Origin of the sequence: Flavivirga abyssicola (assembly GCF_030540775.2) — a bacterium.
Taxonomy (GTDB): Bacteria; Bacteroidota; Bacteroidia; order Flavobacteriales; family Flavobacteriaceae; genus Flavivirga; species Flavivirga abyssicola.
Genome location: NZ_CP141266.1, coordinates 2855661 through 2880857, shown reverse-complemented (window position 1 = coordinate 2880857; position 25197 = coordinate 2855661). Strand labels below are relative to the sequence as shown.

General features: G+C 33.7%; 19 protein-coding genes. 10 read left to right on the top strand and 9 right to left on the bottom strand.

What is annotated here, in order from left to right:
* Positions 1-57 precede the first annotated feature (57 nt).
* From Q4Q34_RS12135 to Q4Q34_RS12115, 5 genes are read right to left on the bottom strand one after another with little or no spacing between them, the layout of a single operon-like run.
* A complete protein-coding gene (locus Q4Q34_RS12135) occupies positions 58-1290 on the bottom strand; it encodes an ABC transporter substrate-binding protein (RefSeq protein WP_303316282.1) in 1233 nt (410 codons plus the stop codon).
* Positions 1290-2435 (bottom strand): CaiB/BaiF CoA transferase family protein, encoded by a 1146-nt coding sequence (locus Q4Q34_RS12130; protein WP_303316283.1) that lies wholly within the window; start codon positions 2433-2435, stop codon positions 1290-1292. Before Q4Q34_RS12130 ends, Q4Q34_RS12135 begins: the two co-directional genes overlap by 1 nt.
* A 16-nt stretch (positions 2436-2451) precedes the next feature.
* Positions 2452-3594, bottom strand: coding sequence for a CaiB/BaiF CoA transferase family protein (locus Q4Q34_RS12125; RefSeq protein ID WP_303316284.1), 1143 nt, complete (start codon positions 3592-3594; stop codon positions 2452-2454).
* 1 nt (position 3595) lies between these two features.
* Complete coding sequence (locus Q4Q34_RS12120; RefSeq protein ID WP_303316285.1) at positions 3596-4750, bottom strand: ABC transporter substrate-binding protein; 1155 nt, start codon at positions 4748-4750, stop codon at positions 3596-3598.
* 9 nt (positions 4751-4759) lie between these two features.
* On the bottom strand, positions 4760-5827 hold the full coding sequence (locus tag Q4Q34_RS12115) for an L-rhamnose/proton symporter RhaT (RefSeq protein ID WP_303316286.1): 1068 nt from the start codon (positions 5825-5827) through the stop codon (positions 4760-4762).
* Between the two features lie 113 nt (positions 5828-5940).
* Between Q4Q34_RS12115 and Q4Q34_RS12110 the strand changes: the two genes are divergently transcribed.
* From Q4Q34_RS12110 to Q4Q34_RS12100, 3 genes are all read left to right on the top strand, one after another.
* A complete protein-coding gene (locus Q4Q34_RS12110) occupies positions 5941-6711 on the top strand; it encodes an IclR family transcriptional regulator (RefSeq protein WP_303316287.1) in 771 nt (256 codons plus the stop codon).
* 162 nt (positions 6712-6873) lie between these two features.
* Complete coding sequence (locus tag Q4Q34_RS12105) at positions 6874-7665, top strand: carbohydrate-binding protein (RefSeq protein ID WP_303316288.1); 792 nt, start codon at positions 6874-6876, stop codon at positions 7663-7665.
* A 169-nt stretch (positions 7666-7834) separates the two neighbouring features.
* Positions 7835-8989 carry a DUF6786 family protein gene (locus tag Q4Q34_RS12100; protein ID WP_303316289.1) on the top strand — a complete coding sequence of 385 codons (1155 nt, stop codon included), beginning with the start codon at positions 7835-7837 and terminating at the stop codon, positions 8987-8989.
* Positions 8990-9053: 64 nt separating this feature from the next.
* On the opposite strand, the gene Q4Q34_RS12095 is transcribed toward Q4Q34_RS12100, so the two are convergent.
* The 3 genes from Q4Q34_RS12095 to Q4Q34_RS12085 form a co-directional block, all read right to left on the bottom strand.
* A complete protein-coding gene (locus Q4Q34_RS12095; RefSeq protein ID WP_330444543.1) occupies positions 9054-10241 on the bottom strand; it encodes an IS4 family transposase in 1188 nt (395 codons plus the stop codon).
* Positions 10242-10381: 140 nt separating this feature from the next.
* On the bottom strand, positions 10382-12205 hold the full coding sequence (locus Q4Q34_RS12090) for an arylsulfatase (protein ID WP_303318049.1): 1824 nt from the start codon (positions 12203-12205) through the stop codon (positions 10382-10384).
* A 10-nt stretch (positions 12206-12215) separates the two neighbouring features.
* A complete protein-coding gene (locus Q4Q34_RS12085; protein ID WP_303318050.1) occupies positions 12216-13205 on the bottom strand; it encodes a Kelch repeat-containing protein in 990 nt (329 codons plus the stop codon).
* A gap of 245 nt (positions 13206-13450) precedes the next feature.
* On the opposite strand from Q4Q34_RS12085, the gene Q4Q34_RS12080 reads away from it, so the two are divergent.
* Both Q4Q34_RS12080 and Q4Q34_RS12075 read left to right on the top strand, forming a co-directional pair.
* Positions 13451-16336 carry a glycoside hydrolase family 2 protein gene (locus tag Q4Q34_RS12080; protein WP_303318051.1) on the top strand — a complete coding sequence of 962 codons (2886 nt, stop codon included), beginning with the start codon at positions 13451-13453 and terminating at the stop codon, positions 16334-16336.
* Positions 16337-16580: 244 nt separating this feature from the next.
* Complete coding sequence (locus tag Q4Q34_RS12075; protein WP_303318052.1) at positions 16581-18119, top strand: alpha-L-fucosidase; 1539 nt, start codon at positions 16581-16583, stop codon at positions 18117-18119.
* A 120-nt stretch (positions 18120-18239) separates the two neighbouring features.
* Here the strand turns inward: Q4Q34_RS12075 and Q4Q34_RS12070 are convergent, their stop codons facing one another.
* On the bottom strand, positions 18240-19112 hold the full coding sequence (locus Q4Q34_RS12070; RefSeq protein WP_303318053.1) for an AraC family transcriptional regulator: 873 nt from the start codon (positions 19110-19112) through the stop codon (positions 18240-18242).
* Between the two features lie 142 nt (positions 19113-19254).
* Between Q4Q34_RS12070 and Q4Q34_RS12065 the strand changes: the two genes are divergently transcribed.
* The 5 genes from Q4Q34_RS12065 (at position 19255) to Q4Q34_RS12045 (ending at position 25139) form a co-directional block, all read left to right on the top strand.
* Positions 19255-20265 carry a zinc-binding alcohol dehydrogenase family protein gene (locus tag Q4Q34_RS12065; protein ID WP_303318054.1) on the top strand — a complete coding sequence of 337 codons (1011 nt, stop codon included), beginning with the start codon at positions 19255-19257 and terminating at the stop codon, positions 20263-20265.
* Positions 20266-20273: 8 nt separating this feature from the next.
* The gene (locus Q4Q34_RS12060) at positions 20274-21926 is read left to right on the top strand and encodes a UxaA family hydrolase (RefSeq protein WP_303318055.1); all 1653 of its coding nucleotides are present in this window, start codon (positions 20274-20276) and stop codon (positions 21924-21926) included.
* A 79-nt stretch (positions 21927-22005) separates the two neighbouring features.
* Entirely contained in the window at positions 22006-23436 is a 1431-nt protein-coding gene (locus Q4Q34_RS12055) for a tagaturonate reductase (protein WP_303318056.1), read from the top strand.
* Positions 23437-23502: 66 nt separating this feature from the next.
* Positions 23503-24333: an amidohydrolase family protein gene (locus Q4Q34_RS12050; RefSeq protein WP_303318057.1), complete on the top strand. Its 831-nt coding sequence runs from the start codon at positions 23503-23505 to the stop codon at positions 24331-24333.
* 14 nt (positions 24334-24347) lie between these two features.
* On the top strand, positions 24348-25139 hold the full coding sequence (locus Q4Q34_RS12045) for an SDR family oxidoreductase (protein WP_303318058.1): 792 nt from the start codon (positions 24348-24350) through the stop codon (positions 25137-25139).
* Positions 25140-25197: the final 58 nt, after the last annotated feature.

The following is a 25197-nucleotide window of genomic DNA, read 5'->3' as shown; positions in this document are numbered from 1 at the left end:
GGTCAAAAGCATTGTATTTAAATATCGATTTTTTAGTTATGGATGTTTTATAATTAATTATTTTTCCATACGATCTACTTGTTTTTGAGCATTGTCTAAAATTAACTTAATATCTTTTGAAGTATTTATAACATCTAACACTAACTGATCGATAACATTGGCTATTTCAGACCAATTACTTTTTCTTGGAAGCGATCGCGTTTTTTTATGTAATGCTTCTAATTTATGATAATAAGGTACTTCTTTATTCACATCTGCATCATGCCAGGTAGATTTGCGACAACCAATAGCACCCTCTAAAGTTAATAACTTATCATTTTCTTCATTCACCGCATACTTAATAAACTCGTATGCTAAATCTTTGTTTTGGCTACCACTTCCAATAACATACATCCAATATGCGTTTAATGATGTTCCTTCTCCATTTGGTCCAGCAGGAACATTTGCAATATCTACTTTTCCCTTTACTTTTGAATCTTCTAAAAACTCACACATGGAAGCAAAACCAAACCAGTTCACCATCATCGCTAAATTACCGTTAGCAAAAGCCATCCCTGATTTTACAGAGTCAAAATCTCTGGATTCAGGGTGTATGGCATTAAAATTTTGAAGTGCCTTTCTATAGAATATCATGCCTTCAATAGCTTCTTTTGAATTTAATTTGATGTTCTTATGACTATCAAATAATTCGCCATGACGCGTCCATAATTGTAAGCAAAAATCAAATACTGTATTATGTCCATCTGGAAACGCAGCGAAAGTAGTTCCATATAAATCATCTTCCGGTCTGTTAAAAAACTCTGCTACTTGCATTAAGTCATCCCATGTTTTTGGAATCTCTAATGGTTTACCATGAACTTTGTAAAAATTAACACCTTCTTCAATAGATTCGAATAAATCTTTTCTATAAATTAAACATTCTGGCCCGTCGTGAAATGGAAGCCCAACTATTTTATTGTCAAATTCTTGTTTATACAATAAAGATCTTGACCAGCCATTAGGGAAATCATTAGGCGCATTTTCATTAATATACGGTGTTAAATCTTCTATGGCATTGGTAGCATAGGCTTCAGTAATCCAATCTGTGTTTATTAAAGATACGTCCCATGCGCCATTAGCTAATCCATTTTCTTTTAAAATAGTATCATATAATGGATGCAAATCTAAAGGAACTGCTTCCAACTCTAGATTGCAACCTGTTTCTTTACAAAAAGAAGCCCATATTTTATCTATAGCAGATTCAAATGCATCAAATTTTCGGACAGCAATTCTAAATTTACTTTGCGCCATTAGTTAGTAATTAATTCGTTTATAATAGCTTTTGTATGTTCTCCCAAAGATGGAGATCCTAATGAGGATTTTAATAATTGTCCATCAATTTTAATTGGACAACGTGTCGTTTCATACTCAAAACCATCTCCCATTGTAACGTTTTGGATCATGTCCAAAACTTTAAATCCATCGTGGTCAAAGAGTGTATCCCAATCCATAACACTGGCACACCAAATATCTGCTGGTTCTAATATTGACAACCATTTTTCGGTCGTATCCGTTTTTAAATGTGTTGCTAATATGTTTTTTATGTCGTCTCGTTGTGTAAACCAACTAGCCACTTCTAGGTAATTTTTAAGTGCGTCACAGCCTAATAATTCTCCTAAAAAGGGAATGGCTCCCATAGCTAAAGCCAAATACCCATTACTAGTCTCATAAACACCATATGGTGCTCCTAAATAGGCATGTGCATTATTGCTTGCTGTACGTTCTGTTGGTTGTCCGCCATCGTGATAATATGTCGTAATCGTTTCAAATTGAAAATCTAAAATAGACTCCAACATACTTACAGAAACTTTTGTTCCTTTACCTGTTTTCGCCTTTTTAACTAGCGCTGCTAAAATACCTTGTGCTAAATGCGATCCAGATAAAATATCAACAATAGCTAATCCCATTGGTACTGGTCCATTTCCTGCATTTCCACTCAACCAGGTTAAACCTGATAAAGATTGGACTAATAAATCTTGGCCTGGTTTCGATTTCCAAGGACCTTCATTTCCATATCCAGAAATGTCACCATAAATAATGGATGGATTTATTTTCTGAATCGTTTCATAATCAAACCCTAAACGTTCTATAACACCTGGTCTGAAATTATGTACCAATACATCGGCTTTTTCAATTAATTTTAAAACACGCTGCTTATCAACATCATTTTTTAAATCGGCTTGAAAACTTTCCTTATTTCTATTTATAGCTCTAAAAACTGAAGATTCGCCATTTAAAATAACATTAGAAACATATAACTGTCTACAAATATCTCCTGTTTCTGGTCGTTCAACTTTTATCACTCTGGCTCCTAAATCTGCTAGTCTTAATGTCGCTGATGGTGCCGATAAGAACTGACTTAAATCTATAATCAATATATCTTCTAATGGTTTCATTTTAATAACTATCGATTTATAAATTGAACTCTTTTAAAATAGCTTCTGTATCTTGCCCTACTTTTGGGGCTGCTTTTGAAGCGTATAACTTTTCATCATTCAACCGAATAGGACATCGTGTTGTATGTACTTCTTCGCCTGAATACAATTGTAATTTCTGATCCATTCCCAAAACCTTATAAGCTTCATGATTGAGTAATGTTTTATAATCGTAAACATCTGAACACCAAATACCGCTAGCATCTAAAATTTCCAACCATTCATTTGTATTCTTTTTAATAAGAACATCTCTAAGGATATCCATAATTTCATCACGCTTTTCAAACCAGGAATTTGTATCTGTATAAGATTCTAGTTCTGTACACTCCAAAACCTTAGCAAGGTTTATTAAAGACCCCATAGCTAATGAAATATAGCCATTTTTGGTTTTATAAACGCCATAAGGCGCTCCTAAGTATGCATGTGCCGATCCTTGTTCTGCTCTTTTAGGTAATTGATTTCCGTCGTTTAAATACGTAGTAATCACTTCAAACTGAAAATCTAACATAGATTCCAACAAACTAACTTCCACTAAAGATCCTTTGTTTGTTTTCCCTCTTTTTATAATTGCTGCTAAAATCCCATGAACTAAATGTGTTCCTGTAATGAGATCGGCTGTCGCTAATCCCATAGGAACGGGTTCGTCCTTTTTATTTCCAGTTAAATTAACCAAACCGGACATACATTGCACCAATAAATCCTGACCAGGCTTCTTCGCCCATGGCCCTTCGGTTCCATATCCTGTAACAGTTGCATAAACCAATTGCGGATTAATTTCTTGAACTGTTTTATAGTCTAACCCAATCTTTTCCATAACTCCAGGACGGAAATTATGAGTCATCACATCAGCCTGTTCTATTAACTTTTTCACACGATTTAAATCATCTGCATCTTTTAAATTGGCTGCATAAGATTCTTTATTTCTATTTACGGTATGAAAAACCAAACTACTATCATCAACAAATAAATTCTTAATAGCTATTTGTCTACCACCTTCACCATGAACAGGTCTTTCAATCTTTATCACTCTGGCTCCTAAATCTGCTAGCCTTAATCCAGCAGATGGCCCTGCCATAAACTGACAAAACTCAAGTACCAAAATACCTTCTAATGGTCTCATATTAAATCTCTAATGATTTTTTATATAATTCATTCAATCTTACAAGAAGACTTTTTTCATCACCTCCATTCATTAAATAATCTCTAATTGGTGCGCCTGCTCTATCTTGAAAACACATATGTCCGTTATAACGTGGACGTAAAAAAGCACGATCTAAACCTGGCAAGGTGTTCTTAAAGAAATTAGCCGTTAAACTATTAGTATATTCATCTGTCCAGGCTTTTCTGTGTCCAGGTTGACCTCCTCCATCAAAAAACACTGTTTTTTGACAAGCTTCAGACCCCACATACTCTACATACTTCATTATGGTTTCTAACTCTTTTGCTTCAGCAGAAACAGCTAATCCTGTACCTCCTAAAGTAGAAATAGCTTTACCAAAACCTTTTATATCTACCATATCATGAAAATGCAGTAACTTTCGTGCATAGCCTTGTCTGCTATAGTTTGTATATCCATAAGCCCAAGGACAATAAGCATATTTATCTGTAAGTGTCATGGCTTCATATATTTGAATTGGATTCCAGTCATAAATCTGGGAATCCATTTCAACAGCCAATGCCCGCAATAATTGTAACGCTTTAACACCTATCTCTTCACTTACCACATGATCTTGTGATACACATACATCTTCTCCCAAAGTACAACACATCATATAAAAATTCATTAATGTATCTTGGGGTATCCCGGGCATGATTACTAGTCCAGCCTTAGCTAAAGCTAATAAATCATCGTATGTTTCTGGCAATTTAAACCCTTTTTCTGCAAGAATATCTGGTCTACTTGCTGCTACTGGTGTGGCGGCATCAACAGCCAATGCCCATTGATGACCGTTTGATGAGTAACTTTCATGGGAGCGTCCTACAGTATTTTCAGCTAAATCACCCATAAATGCCTTAGGTAAATGTTTATCTAAAGGTAGAATCACATTGTTTTTACCTGCAAACCCCGCCCAGGGGTGATCAATAATAAGCAGATCATATCGTTTTGCCAGTTCATTTATCGGCTCATCTGCAAAAGCTTGTAACGACCTCTTTTCCCATGTAATATCTACATTTGGGTTTAATTCTGAAAAACGCTGTGCTGTGGCTACCATAGATGTAAAACCTCTACTATGGTTCCATGTAATTCCTTTTAATTGTATTCTTTTTATACTCATTCTTGTATTTTAATGTGCTACTACTTGCTCTCCCAAGACTGTTCCGTATGCCATGATTACAAATGAAATAATCAACACGCCTAAGGCTGTTAATAATATCATATTTGTTTTTTTAGTCACCTGAACCCATTCTTTCATAATAATACCAACGATGTAGCTAAAGAAGATCAACATAGACATGTGGATTACCCAACTTGCATAACCATAATCTCCCATTTGAACATGTCCTATTCCGTAAAAGAAAAACTGTCCGTACCACAAAGCGCCACTTAAAATGGACATTCCAAGGTTAAGAGTAAAATGTTTTTTACCTACCCCTTTAACATCAACAATTTCTTTTAATGTACCTTTTCTTAAACCTGCTATTGTAAACCAAATGAAGTTTGTAATAAATGCACCTCCTGTAGACAGTATTAAATTAGCATTTCCCTCAAAATTACCAGCACCATATTCTCCTGCTATTTCTGCTACAGGTGCTCCTACTGTTAGTGATATACCAAAAACGGCAGATAAAATACCAGCAATTAAGGTTAGCGTCAATCCTTTTTTCATATTAAAGGTTAAAGCCTCTCCTTTATTGGCATTATTTGCTTTTAAATCTTTTTCTTTTTTATAACCTGCTAAACCACAAATAACAATTCCGATAAGTGCCACAAACATTCCTAAAAAGATGATAGCCCCGCCTGGTTCGTTAAACTTTTTAAATAAAGCACCTTCCAATATTAAAGGCACGATGGTTCCTAATATTGCTGAAATACCAATAGATATGGTATACGTTAGCGAATATCCTATATGTTTAATGGCAAAACCAAAACACATCCCTCCAAAGCCGTAAATAGCTCCCAATAAAGTGGCATTTACTAAAACATCTGTTGGTGATTCACTAAAAACATCCAATAAATTAGGAACTGTTAAAAAACCTATTAAAAAAGGAAAAATAAACCATGCAAAAGATGCTTGGACAATCCAATAGGAATCCCATGACCATTTTTTTACTTTTTGAAAAGGAACATAACATGTAGAAGCTGCAACACCTCCAACTGCATGAATTAAGGTACCTAATATCGGATTTGCCATAATTGTTTAGTTTTAAATATTTTCATATATTTTATATGCGAAAATATATTTTATATATGAAAAAAACAAGAATCAAATAGTTTTTATTAATATTGCATTCAATATAGTTTTAAATGACCAAAACAACCTCAACAAAATATAACGCACCTGCACTAGACAAGGGTCTTGATATCATTGAATATTTATCCCAGGAGGGTATTCCTTTAACTCAGGTTGAAATTGCCCAGGGTATTGACAGAACGCCCAGTGAAATATACAGAATGCTTATATGTCTGGAGGAAAGGGGTTATTTAATTAGAGGTTCTAACGCTGGTAAATACAGGTTATCTTTAAAAATGTATAACCTGTCTCATACACATACCCCTTTTGATGAATTGAAACGGGTCGCCAGTCTTCCCATGCAACACTTATCTGAAACCACAAGACAATCGTGTCATTTAAGTATTATGAATAATGATCAGTTACTGGTTATTTATCAAATGAGAAGTCCTAGTCCTGTATCGCTATCGATTGAAGAAGGAACGCATTTCCCTCTATCTATGACAACATCTGGAAGAACGCTACTGTCTATGTTTTCAAAAGAAAAGAGACTTGCTATTTTATCGAGAGACAGTCATTTTAAAACCTGGAACAAAGAGCAAAAGGAAAACCTTCTTTCTAGCATTGAAAACATAGAAAAAGATGGTTATATATCCTCGAAAAGTAAGTTAACTGGTGGTGTTACTGATATTGCTGTTCCTCTCGGGTCTAAAAACTCCAGCATAAAAGCTGTTTTAGCTATTTCAATTTTTTCTTCTAGTCTAGAAGAAGACACCAACATTGATACCATGATCGATATTCTTAAAAACACACAACTAGATATAAATCAATTGATAGGAAGTTAATTGTTCATTTTATCTCCTTTAAAAACCATTTGCCCTTGATTTTAATCAAATATTATTTCTACAGCATCAGTCTCTTTCTTAATTTTGTTTTTTAGATATCTGAAGTATTTAATACTTTAATAACAGTCATTTTATTGTTAAACCCCAAATCAAAATTAAAAAATGAAACCATTAAAAACAGAATCGGCATTAACTATTTTATCTATATTTTTTATATTTATATCATGTTCGAATAGTGATGATTCTGAATCAGATCCAAAAACAGAAATTTGTACCAAAACCTGTGACAAAGGTTTTGTGCTTAACACTGATTCCTGTGAATGTGAAAAGGAAGTTTGTTCTAAAACATGTGACGGTAATTTTATTTTAAATACAGACACTTGCGAGTGTGAAGAATTCATTGCAAAAGTCATTGAAGTAGATGCTTCTGTTGTGACCTTAACGGAAGATTGGAAAAAACGTACCAATATTGCTGATTATACAGGAGAAGGATATATTGTTTGGGAAGGGCCTGGACAAACCTGGAAAGGTAACATAGGTGAAGTTGGTAAACTAACTTATACTATCGATGTCCCAAAAGCAGGTACTTATCTTTTTCAATGGCGATCTTATATTGCAAAAAAAGCAGATGTAGATCCTAGGTCAGAGCATAATGACAGCTGGCTAAAATTCCCAGATGCAGATGACTTCTTCGCAGAACGAGCTGGAGGTAGTATTCTTTACCCTAAAGGTTCAGGAAAGTCACCAAATCCAGCTGGTGAAAACGGTAACGGTTTCTTTAAAATATATATGAATGATATTGATAAATGGTCTATAACAACTAGCACATCAGACAATAACGCACATCAAATTTATGTGACTTTTAATGAAGCAAAAGTGTATACTGTTGAAATTGCAGCAAGATCAGATTTTCATGCTATAGATTCTTTTAGGCTTATAGAACAGAAACCTTAATCCCTTAATTGTCTATATTAAAAAGGAATCATTCTTGATTGATCTTGAGTGGACTTCGAAAATTTACTCATTTTTACATTGACAGCATATTATTTTAGAGTTTGTCAAGAAAGCGATATATAAAATGTTATTTACTTTAAATCTTAGAATAATAAAACTATTAATAGTTATGCCACTAATTATTGGTTGCAATAAAACCAGTAATTATAGTTATAAGAATGATTTAGAGTTAATAAAAATCCATACCGATTATATGGAACTAACTGCAAATAAAGGCAAGGCTAGACTTATAATTTGCCCCAAATATCAAGGCAAAATTATTACAAGTACATACAGTGGTATAAATGGCCCCAGCAATGGATGGCTAAACAGGGATGTTATTAATAAACAAAACCTGAATGGAAATGGTATTGGTGGTGAAGATAGAATCTGGATAGGCCCCTTAGGTAGTCAGTTTTCTTTTTACTTTCAACAAATCAAACCTCTAAATGAAAAAAACTGGCAAGTTCCCGATGCTTTAAAAAACACAGCTTTTAATGAAATCTCTAAAACGGATACACAAGTGTGGTTAGAAAACACGGTGAAGCTCACTAATTTTCAAGGAACAACCTTAAAGTTAAACATTAAACGACATATCTCCATTTTAGACAAAAAAAGGATTGAAGACAACTTAAAATTTAAATTAAACGCTTCTATTGATTTTGTTGCTTATAATAGTTCTCATATCCTTAAAAATATAGATTCTATAGGCTGGAAAAAGGAAACAGGGTTAGCCTCTATATGGAGTGCCGGCATGTTTGAAGGCAGTGATAAAACGTCTGTTATTATCCCTCTTAAAAATAATGGTTCTATAACCGACATCTATAAATACTTGGGGGCTTTAAACACTAATCGATTATATACAAAAGGAAAAACGCTTCTTTATAAAACAGATGGTAAATACAGGAGTAAGATTGGAATTCCTCATAAATTTGCCCCAGAAATTTATGGATGTTACTCTAAAGACAAACAACGATTAACTATTATTCAATATCAAAAAACGAACGATAGCCTTTATTTTAATTCGGATGTTTCTATTCAAAAAGCCCCTTATGATGGAGAAGTTATCCCTATTTACAATAACGGGACTATGGATTATTCGGCTACAAATGACATTAGTTTTTTTGAATTAGAATCTACTTCTGCAATGAAAGAACTTCAACCTAATGAAACTATCGGACATTTTCACAGAGTATATCATTTCTCAGGACATTTTGATGAATTGAACGCTATTTCCAAAACACTTTTAAATTTCGACCTCAATCAAATAAATATCCACCACTAAAAGGTTTTACGATTTTGGATTGTAGACCTGTCAGGTTTTGAAAACATAAGTGTTCGGAAGAGCTTTAAGAGGTATCAAATATATCAGATTTGCGTGGATCTCCCTCGCAAATCACTACTATTTCTCTTATTATTTCCATATTTAGTTCCTCGGTAAATTCGTATTTAGCTATTTTATAACTCTTTACATTGTTTAGTTTTTTGTAAAGCAATAAAAGTATCCCAACAATCATGGTCATATACATCATGACCTTGATTCCGTTTTCACTTTGGTTGACAAGATGCTTAAAATGCAAGTGCTGCTTTATGAACTTAAAGAACACTTCAATGTCCCAACGTCTTTTATAAATCTCGGTAACATCATCCGCATTTAAATCTTCTATATTAGTCAGGAACAGTAACTCTTCCCTTGTCTGCTTTGAATGTGACCTTATAAGCCTGAAGGGTTTCTTTAAAAGTGATTTGTTCTGATGGTACAAGTATACCCTCTCATCACTAAAGATATTTAGAGTATCGGTCTCAATACTGTTTCCCAACCTATTTTGCTCAATGACCTTTATACTCTTTGTCGGGTTTATTCTTGTGACAAAGAAGATGTCCAACTGGTTGAATTCTTGAAACGTTGTTCTTTTCTTTAAACCTCTATCAAAAACGACTACCTCTGTACCCTTGATATTGGCATTAAGAATCGCCTCACGTAAGGTCAGGTCTTCTGCTAAGTGCTTCTGTTCGTTATAAAAACGAATATTGCTCGGCAGGTTGTTGGTCAGGCCAACAGTGAATTTTATCTGTTTCTTGCCATGCTCACCTTTCTTGTTCTTCAGCCCGTTGACCATCCCTTTTTTTAATAGTTTGGCAGAAAGGGACAGGCTTGTTGAATCAAATTGGCGAATATTGTAGGGCTCCTGTTCTGTATCAAAGTATTGTTCGGAAAGCTCATAAACATGGGCATGTATCCTTTCGAAATACGCTGAGTTTATAACGGAAATACGCTCTGACAAGCTACTGTGCCTAATGGTCTGACCTTTTTCTATTCCAGAATAAAGCTTGAATAGGTTGTTGGAAAATGTTTTCTCCATGAGACGCAAACTGATCTTTTTATCGTCTAAAAGGGACATCAGCAATAATTTGAAAACAACTTCGCCTTGTAACTTTTTTGATTTATAGTTTGTACCCGTCTCCAAGGCCAAAGACGTTAAAAAATCATTGCCTATTAGTTTTAATAAACTGTGAACACTAACTTTTTTTCTCATGTAACCTTGATTTAATAAACTAATGTATGAAAATATGTCAATGAACTTTGCTCTTCCGAACACTTATGTTTTGAAAACCTGACAGGTCTTTGCTAAACCCATAATCAAAATAAAACTTTTAAGTGTTATCGTTCTTAGTTTTATAGTTTTTTGACATAGGCATAATAAGCTACATTTTCTTCTCCTTCAGAATTCGTAAAACTTGCTATTAACTTTGTTTTCCCTGATTTTAAATGCACTTTAAAATCTGCCGATTTATCAGTATCTGAAATCTTTACATGTTCACTGATATGGTCTCCTATCTTAATGGAAGCATTAGTAAAATTTAAGTTAGCGCCTTCTGGGATATCAAACTGTAATCCTGGAAGTTGTTCTGTAGTTACTTTTGGTGTTGTTGCATTTATAGATAAACCTGATTCCACGGGATATCTTCTTAAAGAAATCTCATAATCGCCTTCTTGTTTTACATCGATACTCCAATAGCCAGATCCTACTTTTCCTTTTCTAATTTGAATTTGATTCCAAGGGTAATCTTCTTTAGCAGAATGCACATCATGGGCTGTTAAGGTTATAGGGTTTTCTTCCTCGATTCCAATTTTAAAGAAGATCTGTTCATCAAATTTACCGGAAATGCGCGCCCACCATTCTTCATAAAAATGGCGCATTGCTTTTACTCTTTCTGGATATTGAGAAGCAACATCATTTACTTGCCCTTTATCCTGCTCTAAATTATAAAGTTCTGTTCCATTAATTAATCGCCATTTATTTTGCATCACTGAAGCATTTTTCCATTTTTTAGGAACCTCCAAACGTTGCGAATCTGTAATTAACATTCTATCATTTAAACTCTCAACCCCCTTTAACACTGAAACTAAACTTTGCCCATGGATTTCTAAATGCCCTTTAGGCAATTTTAAATTGCATAACTCTGCTAATGTTGGTAAAATATCTATTTGGGCAGTTAATTCATTAATATCCTTAGATGCATTAATATTTCCATTTTTCCAATGAATGAAAAACGGGACTCTGTGTCCTCCTTCATACTCGCTGCCTTTAACACCTCTCATTCCTGCATTATAACCTGTAATCTTTCCTTTTTTATTATAATACCCCGATGATGTACCATTATCGGTCATGAAAATTAAAATCGTATTATCGGCAATATTTAATTCGTTTAAAGTCCTTCTTAGTTTTCCAAAATTATCATCAACGTTAGTAATCATCCCATAAAAACGTTTTTGGGTATCCGCTAAAAGATCATCACTTAAGTCTTTATACATATTATAATAGTTCACAGGAACATTATAAGGTCCATGAGGAGCATTCGTTGAGATGTAACAAAAAAATGGGGCTTCTTTATTCGTTTGAATAAACTTAATAGCCTCCTCGAAAAACACATCGGTACAATACCCTTTATACTTAACCGGTTTTCCATTTTTAAAATAGGTGTCATCAAAATAGTCATTACCCCAATAATCTGGTGTTTGTTGTACGCCACCACCATAATGCATAACGGTTTCTTGAAAACCACGGTCATGAGCTCTAAACGGATAATTATCGCCCATGTGCCACTTACCAAAAGCACCAGTTATGTATCCATTTTCTGTAAACATATCCGCAACTGTTTTTTCATCTTCTCTTAGTAAAGACCTACCTCCTACTGTATGCCAAACACCTGTACTATTTGCAAATCGACCAGTCATTAAGCCAGAACGGGTTGGAGCACAGGTAGGATTAACATGGAAATCTGTTAAGTGGTAACTTTCATTATAAAAATCATCAATATTTGGGGTTTTAATAATTTTATTTCCATGAGCTCCAATATCACCATAGCCTTGATCGTCTGTGATCACTAAAATCACATTGGGTTTCTCTGTTTTTTTTGTGATGTCTTCGTTTTTTGTTTTACAACTCATAAAAACTAAAACAATCAATATTGCAGCTATTTTAATAGATTTTTTCATTAAAAGTATTTTAATATTTTTCCATGGTATTTAACTCCGGAGAACCTCCCCTATTCCCACAACCCGAAGCAATGTATATTTCATTATTAAATAATACAGCTCCGGTACCATGCCTCCCTTGTACTAAAGAAGGATAATTTCTCCATGTATAATTTTTAGTATTTAAAGCTTCAACCTCACTGTGCGCTGTTACCTGATTTATGGATTCTCCTCCAATTACCAAAACATCATCATTGTATAGCAAAGCTATATTCCCAGCACGTTCGGTTGGAATCCCTTTTTTTAAGGTTGTCCACGTTTTCTTCTTTATGTCATAAACATCTACCTCTGCAATGGTCTCATTAAATGTAGCGTCTGGTGCTTTTGATAATCGCCCAGCAAGCACATAAATTTTATCATCATTTTCTACGGCTTGAAAATGATCTCTTGCTCTTGGTGCATCTGGAAGTACCTGCCATGTTCCTGTCTTTATATTATAACTGTCTAACCCTTTTTTATGTCCACTTATATGGCCATTACTAATCCCGCACGATATATAAACCACTTCTTCTTTAATAATGTTTCCTGTAGAGCCTCTTAACCGATCTTTAGGAATCGGATCGCCTTTTACCCAAGTGTCATTATCTGTGTTGTAAATATAGACATGCTCTACTGGTGTTTCTGCAGGATATTTGCCCGTTAACGCACCGATAATATATATGTTCTCCTGATAAACAACAGGTTGAAAATGATGAAATTCTATGGGTGGTTTTTTTCCTAAAGTCCATTTTTGAGTTTTAGTATTAAAAATACTAACTGACCTTATACCTCGTCCTCCTAGCAAATAAAATTTATCTCCTACATTTACAAAAGCAGCCTCATGCCTTGCAATGGGTACTGAATTATCGGATGCAACAACCTGACTCCATAATTTTTGAGGCTCTGAACGACCTTGCTTATACCCTTTACAGGATAAAATAAATAAAAATAATATTATTGTAATCGATTTTTTTTCAAACATCTTTTTGGCTTTTATAAACATAGTTACACTCAAACATAAAAAATTAAATCTACGCATTATCTTATCGAATAATCATTAAATATGTCTGATAATATATATCAAATGACTTTTCGCAATAAAATAAAGGGCAATATAAAAACCATTTGATATACATTAAAAAACAATTAAACTTAAGGTTTTTTTTTAATTTAAATAATTTAGATCCCTCTACTAAATTCAATAGTGCCTTTTAAAGTATACCATCTATGAATAAATTTAAATCAGCTAGTTTCTTTTTCTTTTTTACCATACTTTTAATAGCCCAAAATAATAAAGGTTTACCTGAGGGTTATTTAAATACAGACAGAACAAAAACTAATATTAACGCAAGTTGGAAGTTTTATCTAGGGACTCCAGATGAACATCCAGGTCGTGTCGATTTTGATGATTCTAATTGGAAAAAAGTTTCAATCCCACATACGTTGGAGCTTGTATCTTATGAATTAGACAGTATTAAAGAATCATGGGTACAAGAAAATTACTTGAGAAAAATTGGTTGGTATAGAAAATCGATTAAAATAGATACCGATAGTTCCAAAAAAATATATATTGAATTTGAAGGGGTTCACAATGCAACAGAACTCTGGGTAAACGGTAAAAATGTAGGTACTCATGCTATCAATGGCTATATTCCATTTCATTTCGATATCACAAATTATGTGGTGTTTGGCAAAGAAAATATTATTGCAATAAAGGCTGATAACACATTTAACAAAACTATTTCTCCAGATCCCCACAGAACGGATTACGTGAAATTTGGAGGGTTATATCGTGATCTATTTTTAATAACTTCTAATAAATTACACGTTACATTTAACTGGGAAGATTTTGATGCTGGTGTTCATATAACAACACCAACAGTTAATAAAAATAATGGGACTGTTTCTATAAAAACAACCGTTAATAACGAAAACTCAGAATTAAAAAAGTGTCGCATAGAAACTCATATTATTGACTCAGACGGATATGTTATAAAAAAACTGATCAACTCTGTAAATATAGCTCCAAACACTAATTATACATTTAGGCAAACTTCCACAATTGAGGACAACTTTAATCTGTGGTCACCAGATGCTCCATATCTATATAGAGTATATTCGGTAATATATGATAACGATACTCCAGTTGACTTTGTAGAGAACACTTTTGGGTTTAGAACCTTTTCATTAGAAAAAGGAAAAGGTTTCGTTTTGAACGGAGAACCCTTATTTTTAGTAGGTGCCAATCGGCATCAGAACTATCCGGTTATTGGAGATGCTGTACCCAACTCATTTCATCGCAACGAAGCACTTCAATACAAAAATGCGGGGATGAATATTATAAGATTGTCGCACTATACTCAAGACGACGCTTTTATAAAAGCCTGCGATGAGTTAGGAATCATTATTTATGAAGAGGTTTCTACTTGGATCGAATGGGGAGATGAAGCCTGGTTTGACAAGTTAGATACCACTACCAGAGTTATGATTCGTAACCATAGAAATCATCCATCTATTATGTTTTGGGGAGCCGGAATAAATCATAGAGGCCCAGTTCCCAGAATGCAGACTGTAGCAAAAGAGGAAGATCCTTTTAGGTTAACCGCTTCCGCCTCCAGTGCATGGAATGGTGTTAAAAATGAAGGAATTACCGATGTTCATGCTACCATGGATTATAGAAGAACAGAATTTCCTGAAACTGCTTTTACCATGGTTATGGAACATGGAAGTGCTCCTAATGCTGAGAAAAATCAATTTCATATCTCAAGATACAAAGCCAGTAAAAACAATATTGCAGCTATTGCCTGGTTAGGTGCAGATTACAACCATTTGCAAAAAGGCGATAATAATAACCAAAGAGATTACATGACTACTTATGGTATCTTATCTGCTTATAGAACCCCTAAACCTGTTTATTACTGGTATCAATCGGAATTAATACCAGATCCAATAGTTCATATTGGAGATGAAACGGCTTCAACTAATGGTAAAGTTAGGATTTATAGCAATTGTCAGGAAGTAAAACTGTATCATAACAATAAGCTGATTGCTTCTCAAAAACCAGATAATAATCTTATTAAATCAAATTTGAATCACCCATCATTTACATTCAATTATAATTGGAAAGAGGGAGAATTAAAAGCTGTTGGTTATAATCATGGAAAAGTAGCCACTTCACATTCAAGAACAAAACAAGGAAGCCCGTATCGCATAGAAATTAAATTTAATATTACAGACCAACCCTTTTATGCAGATGGATCCGATTTAAGGTTAGCACATGCTTACATTGTCGATAAAAATGGGGAAACAATAACTTCGGCTAAAAATAAAATTGAATTTTCAATTTCAGGAGCAGGTACACTAGTAGATAATGGGAGCATTGATGCGAATCCGGCGACACCATATTACGGTATAGCATCAATTTATGTAAGAGCACATGATAATTCAGGAACCATTACTGTAACAGCAAAATCTAAAGGGTTAAAGTCAGGAACTGCCTCTATTTCTACTAAAACATACAACCCAAATGAATTAGAAAACTCAGCGAAACCAATTTATAACTATCCTATTTCAAAAGTAGATATTGGTGCTGAAAGTCAGCTAGTTCAATTTGAATGGGATGCTTGGACTGGCAATTCTGACAACGATTTAAAATATGTTATTTCTGACTACAATGCCCATATCAACATTAATGCGGATGACAACGATATAAAATGGTTTCATCATAATTCAGCGATGCTAGGCGATTTGAGCTTTGTTGGTTCAGATGGTTTATATAGCGAAAAAGGAATTTTAAAATTAACCATATCCAATCTTAAGGCTGGCAATTATCATCTGGAAACATATCATCACAATAGAAAAGATGACACAAAACTAGCTAATAAAATTGAGGTTATTATTAACGACAGTCATGGTAAATTAATAAAAACGGCTGATGATCATATTGTGAATTACTACTTAAATAATAATACGGGAGAACGCAAACCACTTCATATTAAATCTGTTATTAAGTCTAATGGAACAGAAAACATCACCATGACATTTAAAAATCTCGAAAAAGGTGACATATGGCTAAATGGTTTTATTTTGAAACAGCTTAAAAATGAAAATTAAAAATTTATAACATATTAATAGTATCTTAGAAGAGGTTATTTCAAAAAACACAAAAAGTACGAAAAACACTGCCATTATGTGCAATAGCTGGTCTCACCTAGAGGACTCATATCTTTAAAAAACCCATTTGTTATATCTTTTTCAACATTCGACACGTCGTAAAATCCAATAAAACGAGAATTTAGCAATATAATTTTTTATGATTATATGAATTCTAACCAAAAAATTTTAAATAAAACACCTTATGGCTTTTAAGCAAAATCATTTATTATTAATAATCTCCCTGGTTTTTCTAACCTCTTGTGGATCCAAAAATGATAAAAAGACAGCAGAAGTAATTGTTAAAGACTCTGTTCAATTATATCAACCAAACTGGGAATCCATAAAGAAGCATTACAAAGATCCAGCGTGGTTCAACAATCAAAAATTTGGAATATTTATACATTGGGGCGCATATTCTGTTCCTGCATATGGGTCAGAATGGTACCCAAGACGCATGTATATGGATACGGCAACATTCTCCGCACAATTAAACCCACAAAAAACGGGACCTAACGATACTTATGTTCATCATAAAAAAACATGGGGAGATCAAAAAACATTCGGATATAAAGACTTTATACCCATGTTTAAAGGTGAAAAATTTAATGCTGCAGAATGGATTGATTTATTTAAAAAATCGGGCGCTAGGTATGTTGTACCTGTAGCCGATCATCATGACGGATTTGCCATGTACAAATCGAATACCACGCGTTGGAATGCTTTCGATATGGGACCAAAACGCGATGTTTTAGGAGAGCTTTTTAAAGAAGGAAGAAGTAAAGGTTTAATTATGGGAGCTTCTTCTCATTATGCTTTTAACTGGTCTTTTTACAATAAAAAAGATCATTTTGATACTACAGATCCGGAATATGCAGATTTGTACTCTCCAAAAGGAAAAGATTTAACAGAGCCCGTTTCTGAAGAGTTTAAGCAAAAATGGTGGGACAGAACGGTTGATTTAATTGATAATTACCAACCAGATATTCTTTGGTTCGATTTTTATTTAGATATCCCAGACTTTAAAGATATGCGCCCAAAAATTGCTGCTTATTACTACAATAAGGGTATTGAATGGGGAAAAGAAGTCGTTTTACAAGATAAAAACTTTGACCATGACGCTTTTCCTGAAGGGACCGTTATTTATGATTTAGAAAGAGGTAAATTACCAGGTATTAGAAAACTACCTTGGCAAACAGACACCTCTATTGGTAAAAACTCTTGGAGCCATGTTTCAAACTGGCAGTCTAAAACGGCAAATCAATTAATTGACGATTTAGTAGATATTGTATCAAAAAACGGGAACCTTTTATTAAATGTTGGTCCTAAATCTGATGGTACCATACCAGATGAACAAAAAGATATTTTACTAGAAATTGGTGATTGGCTATCAATTAATGGAGCTGCCATATACGATACAAAATATTGGAAAGTATTTGGTGAAGGCCCTACAGAGGTTAATAATGGGCACCATTCTGAAGGCAACAATAAAGAATTTACAGGGCAAGATATTCGTTTCACACAAAAAGACGGAAAGCTATATGCTATTATGATGGCCTGGCCTGAAAACAATAAAGTTAGCATTAAATCTATTAAAAAATCGGAAGATTTAGTTACTAAGGTGACTATGCTGGGAAGTGATGCTGAAATAACATGGACTCATAATGACGATGGCTTAAATGTACAAATGCCCCCTAAAAAACCTTGCAATCATGCATTTGTATTAGAAATTACCTTGCAGTAATTTCGACAAATATATTTAATTTAGTTTTTTGTTTATGAAAGAAGAGTACACAAAAATGTACTCTTCTTTGTTTTTATAAAATTATGAACTCTGAAGCCTTATTATCTATTTAAAATAATATTAATACTTCACTTTCTTATAATGCTGAATGTAAACCTTGGGAGACATTGACATAAGTGCTTTAAATCTTCTATTAAAATTAGAAATGTTATTAAAACCGGACTCATAACATACTTTAGAAATGTTTTTATTTCTCTCCATTAAAAGTTTACAAGCATAGCCAATTCTAACTTCATTCAAATATTCTGAAAATGATTTACCATTTACCTTTTTAAAAAGCCTACTAAATGATGATGGATTCATACAAGCTATTTTTGCAACATCAATAAGTGTAATCTGTTCTTTAAAATTATTAAAGATATACTCGTAAGCTTTATCTAGATTTCTATGACTTTCTTTATTAAAAGAGTTTATAAACCCTTTACTCGCTAGTAATTCATAGGTTTCACAATGTGCCAGATCGTTTAAAACATCAATAAAACTTATAATTCTATCAAATCCATTAAGACTGGAAATCGTTTTTATTTTATGTACTAACTCTGGACTAATATTAAGGAATTTAATACCATATTTAGATCTTTCTATTAAATCTGAAATTGGTTTCATTTCATTAATATCAAAAAAGGTCTTTCCAAGAAAATCTTGTTTAAAATGAATAGCAACCGCTTCTGCTTTAAGCTTAGATGAAGCTTCAAAATACTCGTCATCATTCAACCACATATGCGGCAAGTCTTTACCTATAAGTACTAAATCCCCCTCATCAAATTTAAGAATGCTATCACCTACAAATCGAGTGCCTTTACTTTTTATGGAGAGCACTAATTCCAATTCTCTATGATGGTGCCAAATTTTTAAAAAATATGGGTAATTATGATGCGTAACACTAAATGTATTATTTGTTAAGTCACTTCTATCTATAAAATGAAGTTTCATACACACCGTTGTTTATTGATTATATTATACAATAATAGCTTAAATATTTTTTTTAATGCAATTAAAGTATCACAAAATGCCTTCTATGAGGTAGATTTAGCTTAAAAATGGGTCTAATTTTGTATTCTTAATATAGATTTTTATGAAATACATTGTTTGCGAAAAGCCAGGGGAATTTCTTTTAAAAGAAAAAGATGCTCCAGTTAGAAAAGAAAATGAAGCTTTATTACAGATAAATAAAGTTGGTATATGTGGAACAGATTTACATGCATACTCTGGAAATCAAGCCTTTTTTACTTACCCACGAATTTTAGGACATGAATTAGCTTCTGAAGTTTTAGAAATAGGAGAAAATCCTCAAGGAATAAAAGTCGGAGATAAAGTAGTAGTCATGCCTTACGTTAGCTGTGGCAAATGTATTGCTTGTAGAAATGGTAAAACAAATTGCTGTACCAACATTACAGTACTTGGTGTACACGGTGATGGTGGTATGCAAGAACAAATAACCGTACCTACAAATATTTTACTTCCTGCAAATAACCTCTCTAATGACGAGATGGCTATCGTAGAACCTTTGGCCATTGGTGCACATGCAGTTAGAAGAGCAGACATTAAAAAAGATGAATTTGTTGTGGTTGTTGGTTGTGGTCCTATAGGAATTGGCATTATGAAATTAGCTCAAATTGCAGGAGCAAAAGTCATTGCTTTAGATTTAAATGATGATCGATTACAATATGCCAAAGACAAAATTGGTGTTGATTACACTGTAAATGTAGGTCATGATCCTGTAAAGCTAATCTCAGAAATCACTAATGGTGATATGGCAACCGCAGTATTTGATGCTTCTGGCCATAAAGGTGCATTAGAAGCTGGTCCAAATTATATGGCTCATGGGGGTAGGTTTGTACTAGTAGGTTTATCTAAAGGTGAATTAACATATACACATCCCGCAGTTCATGCTAAAGAAATGACATTAATGTGCAGTAGAAATGCTACTACAGAAGATTTTGAACATGTAATAAGTGTTCTAGATCAATTTCCAACAGACTCTTTCATTACACACACTGTTCCATTTACAGAAATGATAAACCATTTTGATAGTTGGTTGAATCCAGAAACTGGCGTTATTAAGGCGACAGTAAATTTTAATTAAAAATATAGATGTCTAAGAATTACGTACAAATAGATCCCAAAGACAACATTATTGTAGCCATTACACCTCTTGAAAAAGGAACTGTAACTACAATTCAAGGTGTCGATATTATCTTAAAAGAAAATATAAAACAAAAACATAAGTTTGCCTTAAATGATTTTGCTGTAGGTGACGCAATTTTCATGTATGGCGTACTTATCGGGAAAGCCACAAAACCCATTCAAGCTGGTTGTGCCATTACCGTTGATAATGTTAAACATGCCTCTGCTGAATTTCAAGACTCCAAAGAAAAATTTACATGGTCTGCTCCAGATGTTTCAAAATTTGAAGGAAGAACATTTAATGGGTACCATAGAAAAGATGGTAAAGTAGGCACAGGAAACTATTGGTTAGTAATTCCATTAACATTTTGTGAAAACAGAAACGTTGATGTTTTAGAAGGAGCCCTTTCTGAAAAATTAGGGTACGAAACAAAAAAAGATTTTGCCGTAGACACTGATGCTTTAATCAAACAATACAAAGCAGGTGCATCAAAAGATACTATCCTAAATACCCCTATTATTACAACTAAGGAAGAAATGACAAAAAATCGAACCTTTCCTAATGTAGATGGTATTAAATTCTTAAAACACGATGGTGGTTGTGGTGGTATCCGCCAAGATTCTGAAACACTATGCAAGTTACTGGCAGGATATATTTCAAACCCAAATGTGGCGGGAGCAACTATTTTTAGCTTAGGGTGCCAGAATGCACAGATAGAAATGCTTCAAAATGCATTGGATGCTATAAATCCCGACTTAGACAAGCCTGTTCACTATTTAGAACAACAAAGAAGTGAGAGCGAACGTCAATTAATTGAAGAAGCTGTTAAACACACATTTTTAGGACTTATTGAAGCTAATAAAATTACCAGACAACCTGCCCCTCTAAATAAATTAGTACTAGGTTTAGAATGTGGTGGTTCAGATGGGTTTTCAGGAATTTCTGCGAATCCAGCTTTAGGCTATGCATCCGATTTATTAGTAGCACTGGGGGGAAGCCCTGTATTGTCTGAATTCCCAGAATTGAATGGTGTAGAACAAGACATCATCAATCGCTGCGAGACAAGAAAAGACTCAAAGAAATTCTATGATTTAATGAGGGCTTATTCTTCAGCTGCAGTAGCGGTAGGATCTGGATTTGAAAATAATCCTTCGCCAGGAAACATAAAAGACGGTTTAATTACTGATGCCATGAAATCGGCAGGAGCCGCTAAAAAAGGAGGCACATCACCAGTAACTCAAGTTTTAGATTATACCGAGCAAGTAACAAAACCAGGCTTAAACTTATTATGTACGCCTGGAAATGATGTAGAGTCTACCACTGGTTTAGTAGGTTCTGGATGTAATGTTGTGGTATTTACAACAGGACTGGGAACACCTACTGGTAACCCCATAGCGCCAGTTCTGAAAATGTCTAGTAACACGCATTTATATGAACGAATGAATGATATTATAGATATCAACGCAGGAACTGTAATTAGTGGAGAAGATACTATTGAATCTATGGGTGAAAAAATATTAGATCACATTATAAAAGTCGCCAGTGGTGAAGTGGCTTCAAAGGCAGTATTACATGGTAATAACGATTTTATTCCTTGGAAACGAGGGGTTTCTTTATAATTATGAAAAACATATTTAATACCATAATTGTACTGTCATCTTAAAACCTTTTTACAGTCAATTAAAAAAACAAAAATTAATGCAAGAATTAAATAGACATACAGCTACTGTAAAAACTTATACGGAGCGTATTATACAATTTGGAGAAGGCAACTTTTTAAGAGCCTTTGCAAACTGGATGATTCATGAAATGAATAAAAAAGCAAACTTTGATGCTGGTGTTGTAGCTGTACAACCTATTGATCAAGGTTTAATTAAAATGTTGAACGATCAAGATGGATTGTACACATTGTATCTGAATGGTATAAAAAATGGACAAGCCATTAGTGAACATGAAATTATCGATTGTATTCAAAGAGGTATCAATCCTTACGAAAACTACACGGAATATTTGGCAAATGCCGAAAATCCAGACTTACGTTTTGTAATTTCTAACACAACTGAGGCTGGCATTGCTTATAATTCCAACGATAGGTTAGAAGATGCACCACAATCCAGCTATCCTGGAAAATTAACAGCGTTATTATACAAAAGATTTCAAACTTTTGGTGGTGCTTCAGACAAAGGTATGATTGTAATTCCCTGTGAATTAATCGACAAAAACGGCGATAATCTAAAGCGAATTATTCTGAAATATGCTGCCGACTGGAATTTAGGTGATGCTTTTGTAGAATGGATTAATGAGGACAATATTTTCTGTAATACTCTAGTCGATAGAATTGTTCCTGGATATCCTAGAGATAAAATGGATGCCATTACTAAAGAATTAGGCTATAAAGACAATTTGGTTGTTGAAGGTGAGCAATTTCATTTATGGGTTATTGAAGGACCTGCTTCTGTAAAAGAAGAAATCCCTGCTGAAGTTTGTGGTTTAAATATTGTATTTACAGACAATATGGAACCCTACAGAACGCGTAAAGTAAGAATCTTAAACGGTGCACACACGACCTTGGTTCCTGTTGGATATTTATACGGTATTGATAAAGTACGTGAGTCTTTAGAAGATGATGTCGTTGGTGGTTTCTTAAAAGATGCTATTTTTAAGGAAATCTGCCCTACTTTAGACCTTTCTAAAGAAGAATTAGATCAATTTTCCAATGATGTATTAGATCGTTTTAGAAATCCTTATTTGGAGCATGCACTCATTAGTATTTCATTGAATTCAACTTCAAAATACAAAACAAGGGTGTTGCCTTCGGTGTTAGAATACATCAAAAGAAAAAATGAATTGCCAAATAGGTTATTGTTCTCACTAGCTTCTTTAATTGCCTTTTATAGGGGGTATAGAGAGAATGAGGCTATTACTTTAAAAGATGATCAATCTGCATTGGACTTCTTTGCTTCGCAATGGGCAACTGGAGACATCGCTGGAATAGCAAAAGCGACACTATCCAATACAGATTTTTGGGGAACCGATTTAACACAATTTGATGGGCTTCTAGATACAGTGACTAATCATCTAGAGAACATTATGACTAATGGTATGAAACAAGCGTTAAGGGATTTGTAAAACTTAATAAGCCTTTATAGTGAGACGAAAAACTACTGGAATTAAAATAGAAATATCAGCATAAAAATGATCATAGATTCTCATCAGCATTTTTGGAATTATGAACCAGTGAAACACGAATGGATTGACGATAGCATGTCTGTAATTCGTAAAGATTTTATACCTGGTGATTTGAAAGAAGTATACGCTGAGAATGGTATTGATGGTTGTGTTGCCGTACAAGCAGATCAAACACTCGTTGAAACTGATTTCTTATTAGATTTAGCTTCTAAAAATGATTTTATTAAAGGTGTTGTTGGTTGGATTGATTTAAGGGCAGATAATCTGGAAACCGTTTTAGAGACATACAAAGCGTACGAAAAACTAAAAGGCTTTCGACACGTAGTGCAAGGTGAAAAAGATTCAAACTTTTTATTACGTTCTAATTTTTTAAGAGGAATTTCAATTTTAGAAAAACACAACTATACGTATGATATTTTGGTGTTCCCTCATCAATTAGGAGCTGTTTTAGAGTTTGTAAAACGATTTCCTAATCAGAAATTTGTTATTGATCACATAGCAAAACCCTACATAAAAGATGGTTTTTATGACGGGTGGGCTGTCTTAATGAAAGAAATTGGAAAACATAAAAATGTATATTGTAAATTATCTGGAATGATTACAGAAGCCGATTTTAATACATGGACACCTGCACAAATACATCCCTATATGAATTTAATTTTGGAAGTTTTTGGAACTGAAAGAATTATGTTTGGGTCAGATTGGCCTGTTTGTTTAGTAGCAGGAAATTACAAAAGAGTAAAAGCATTAATAACGGAATTTATAGCAAAAATGAGTATTACAGAACAAAATGCCATTATGGGAAATAATGCTATTAAATTTTATAGTTTAAAATAATAAAAAATATAAAAATGGATTTAGGATTAAAAGGAAAAGTAGTTGTTATATCAGGAGCTGCAGGCATTGAAGGCAGTATTGGGGAAACCATTTTACAAAGACTAGCAGATGAAGGTGCCATACCTGCCATTATAGATAGAAATGCCAGAGGTTTTGGTTATGCTGAAAAATTACAAAAAAGAGGTATTGATGCCCTATTTTGTCAGACCGATGTTACCAATCCCGATCAAGTTAAAAATGCCATGGATACTATTTCGGAAAAATATGGTAAAATAGATATCGTAATTAATAATGTAGGAGTAAATGATGGTGCTGGACTAGATGCTTCATACGAAGATTTTATGAACTCATTAAAGCTTAACATGGTAAGCTATTTTTTAGTCGTAAAACATGCTTTGCCTCTATTAAAAAAATCGAAAGGAAACATTCTCAACATAGGGTCTAAGGTTGGGCTAACAGGACAAGGTGGAACATCTGGTTATGCCGCATCTAAAGGCGGTGTACTAGGGTTAACTCGCGAATGGGCTGTAGATTTAATTAAACATCAAATTAGAGTTAATGCCATTATTATTGCAGAAAGCTGGACTCCGGCTTACGATAATTGGATAAAAACACTTGAAAATGGTGAAGAAAAATTAAAATCAATCGTCAAAAAAATTCCTTTAGAAAATAGAATGACAACTCCACAAGAAATTGCAGATACTTGTTTGTTTACAATTTCTAAAAGATCATCACATACTACTGGGCAATTTATAACCGTTGATGGCGGATATGTTCATTTAGATCGGTCTTTATTAACAGAATAAATCATTTGTTGTGCGATTAAAAACAAAACAACCGCTTTTTCAATTAACCAAGATATAA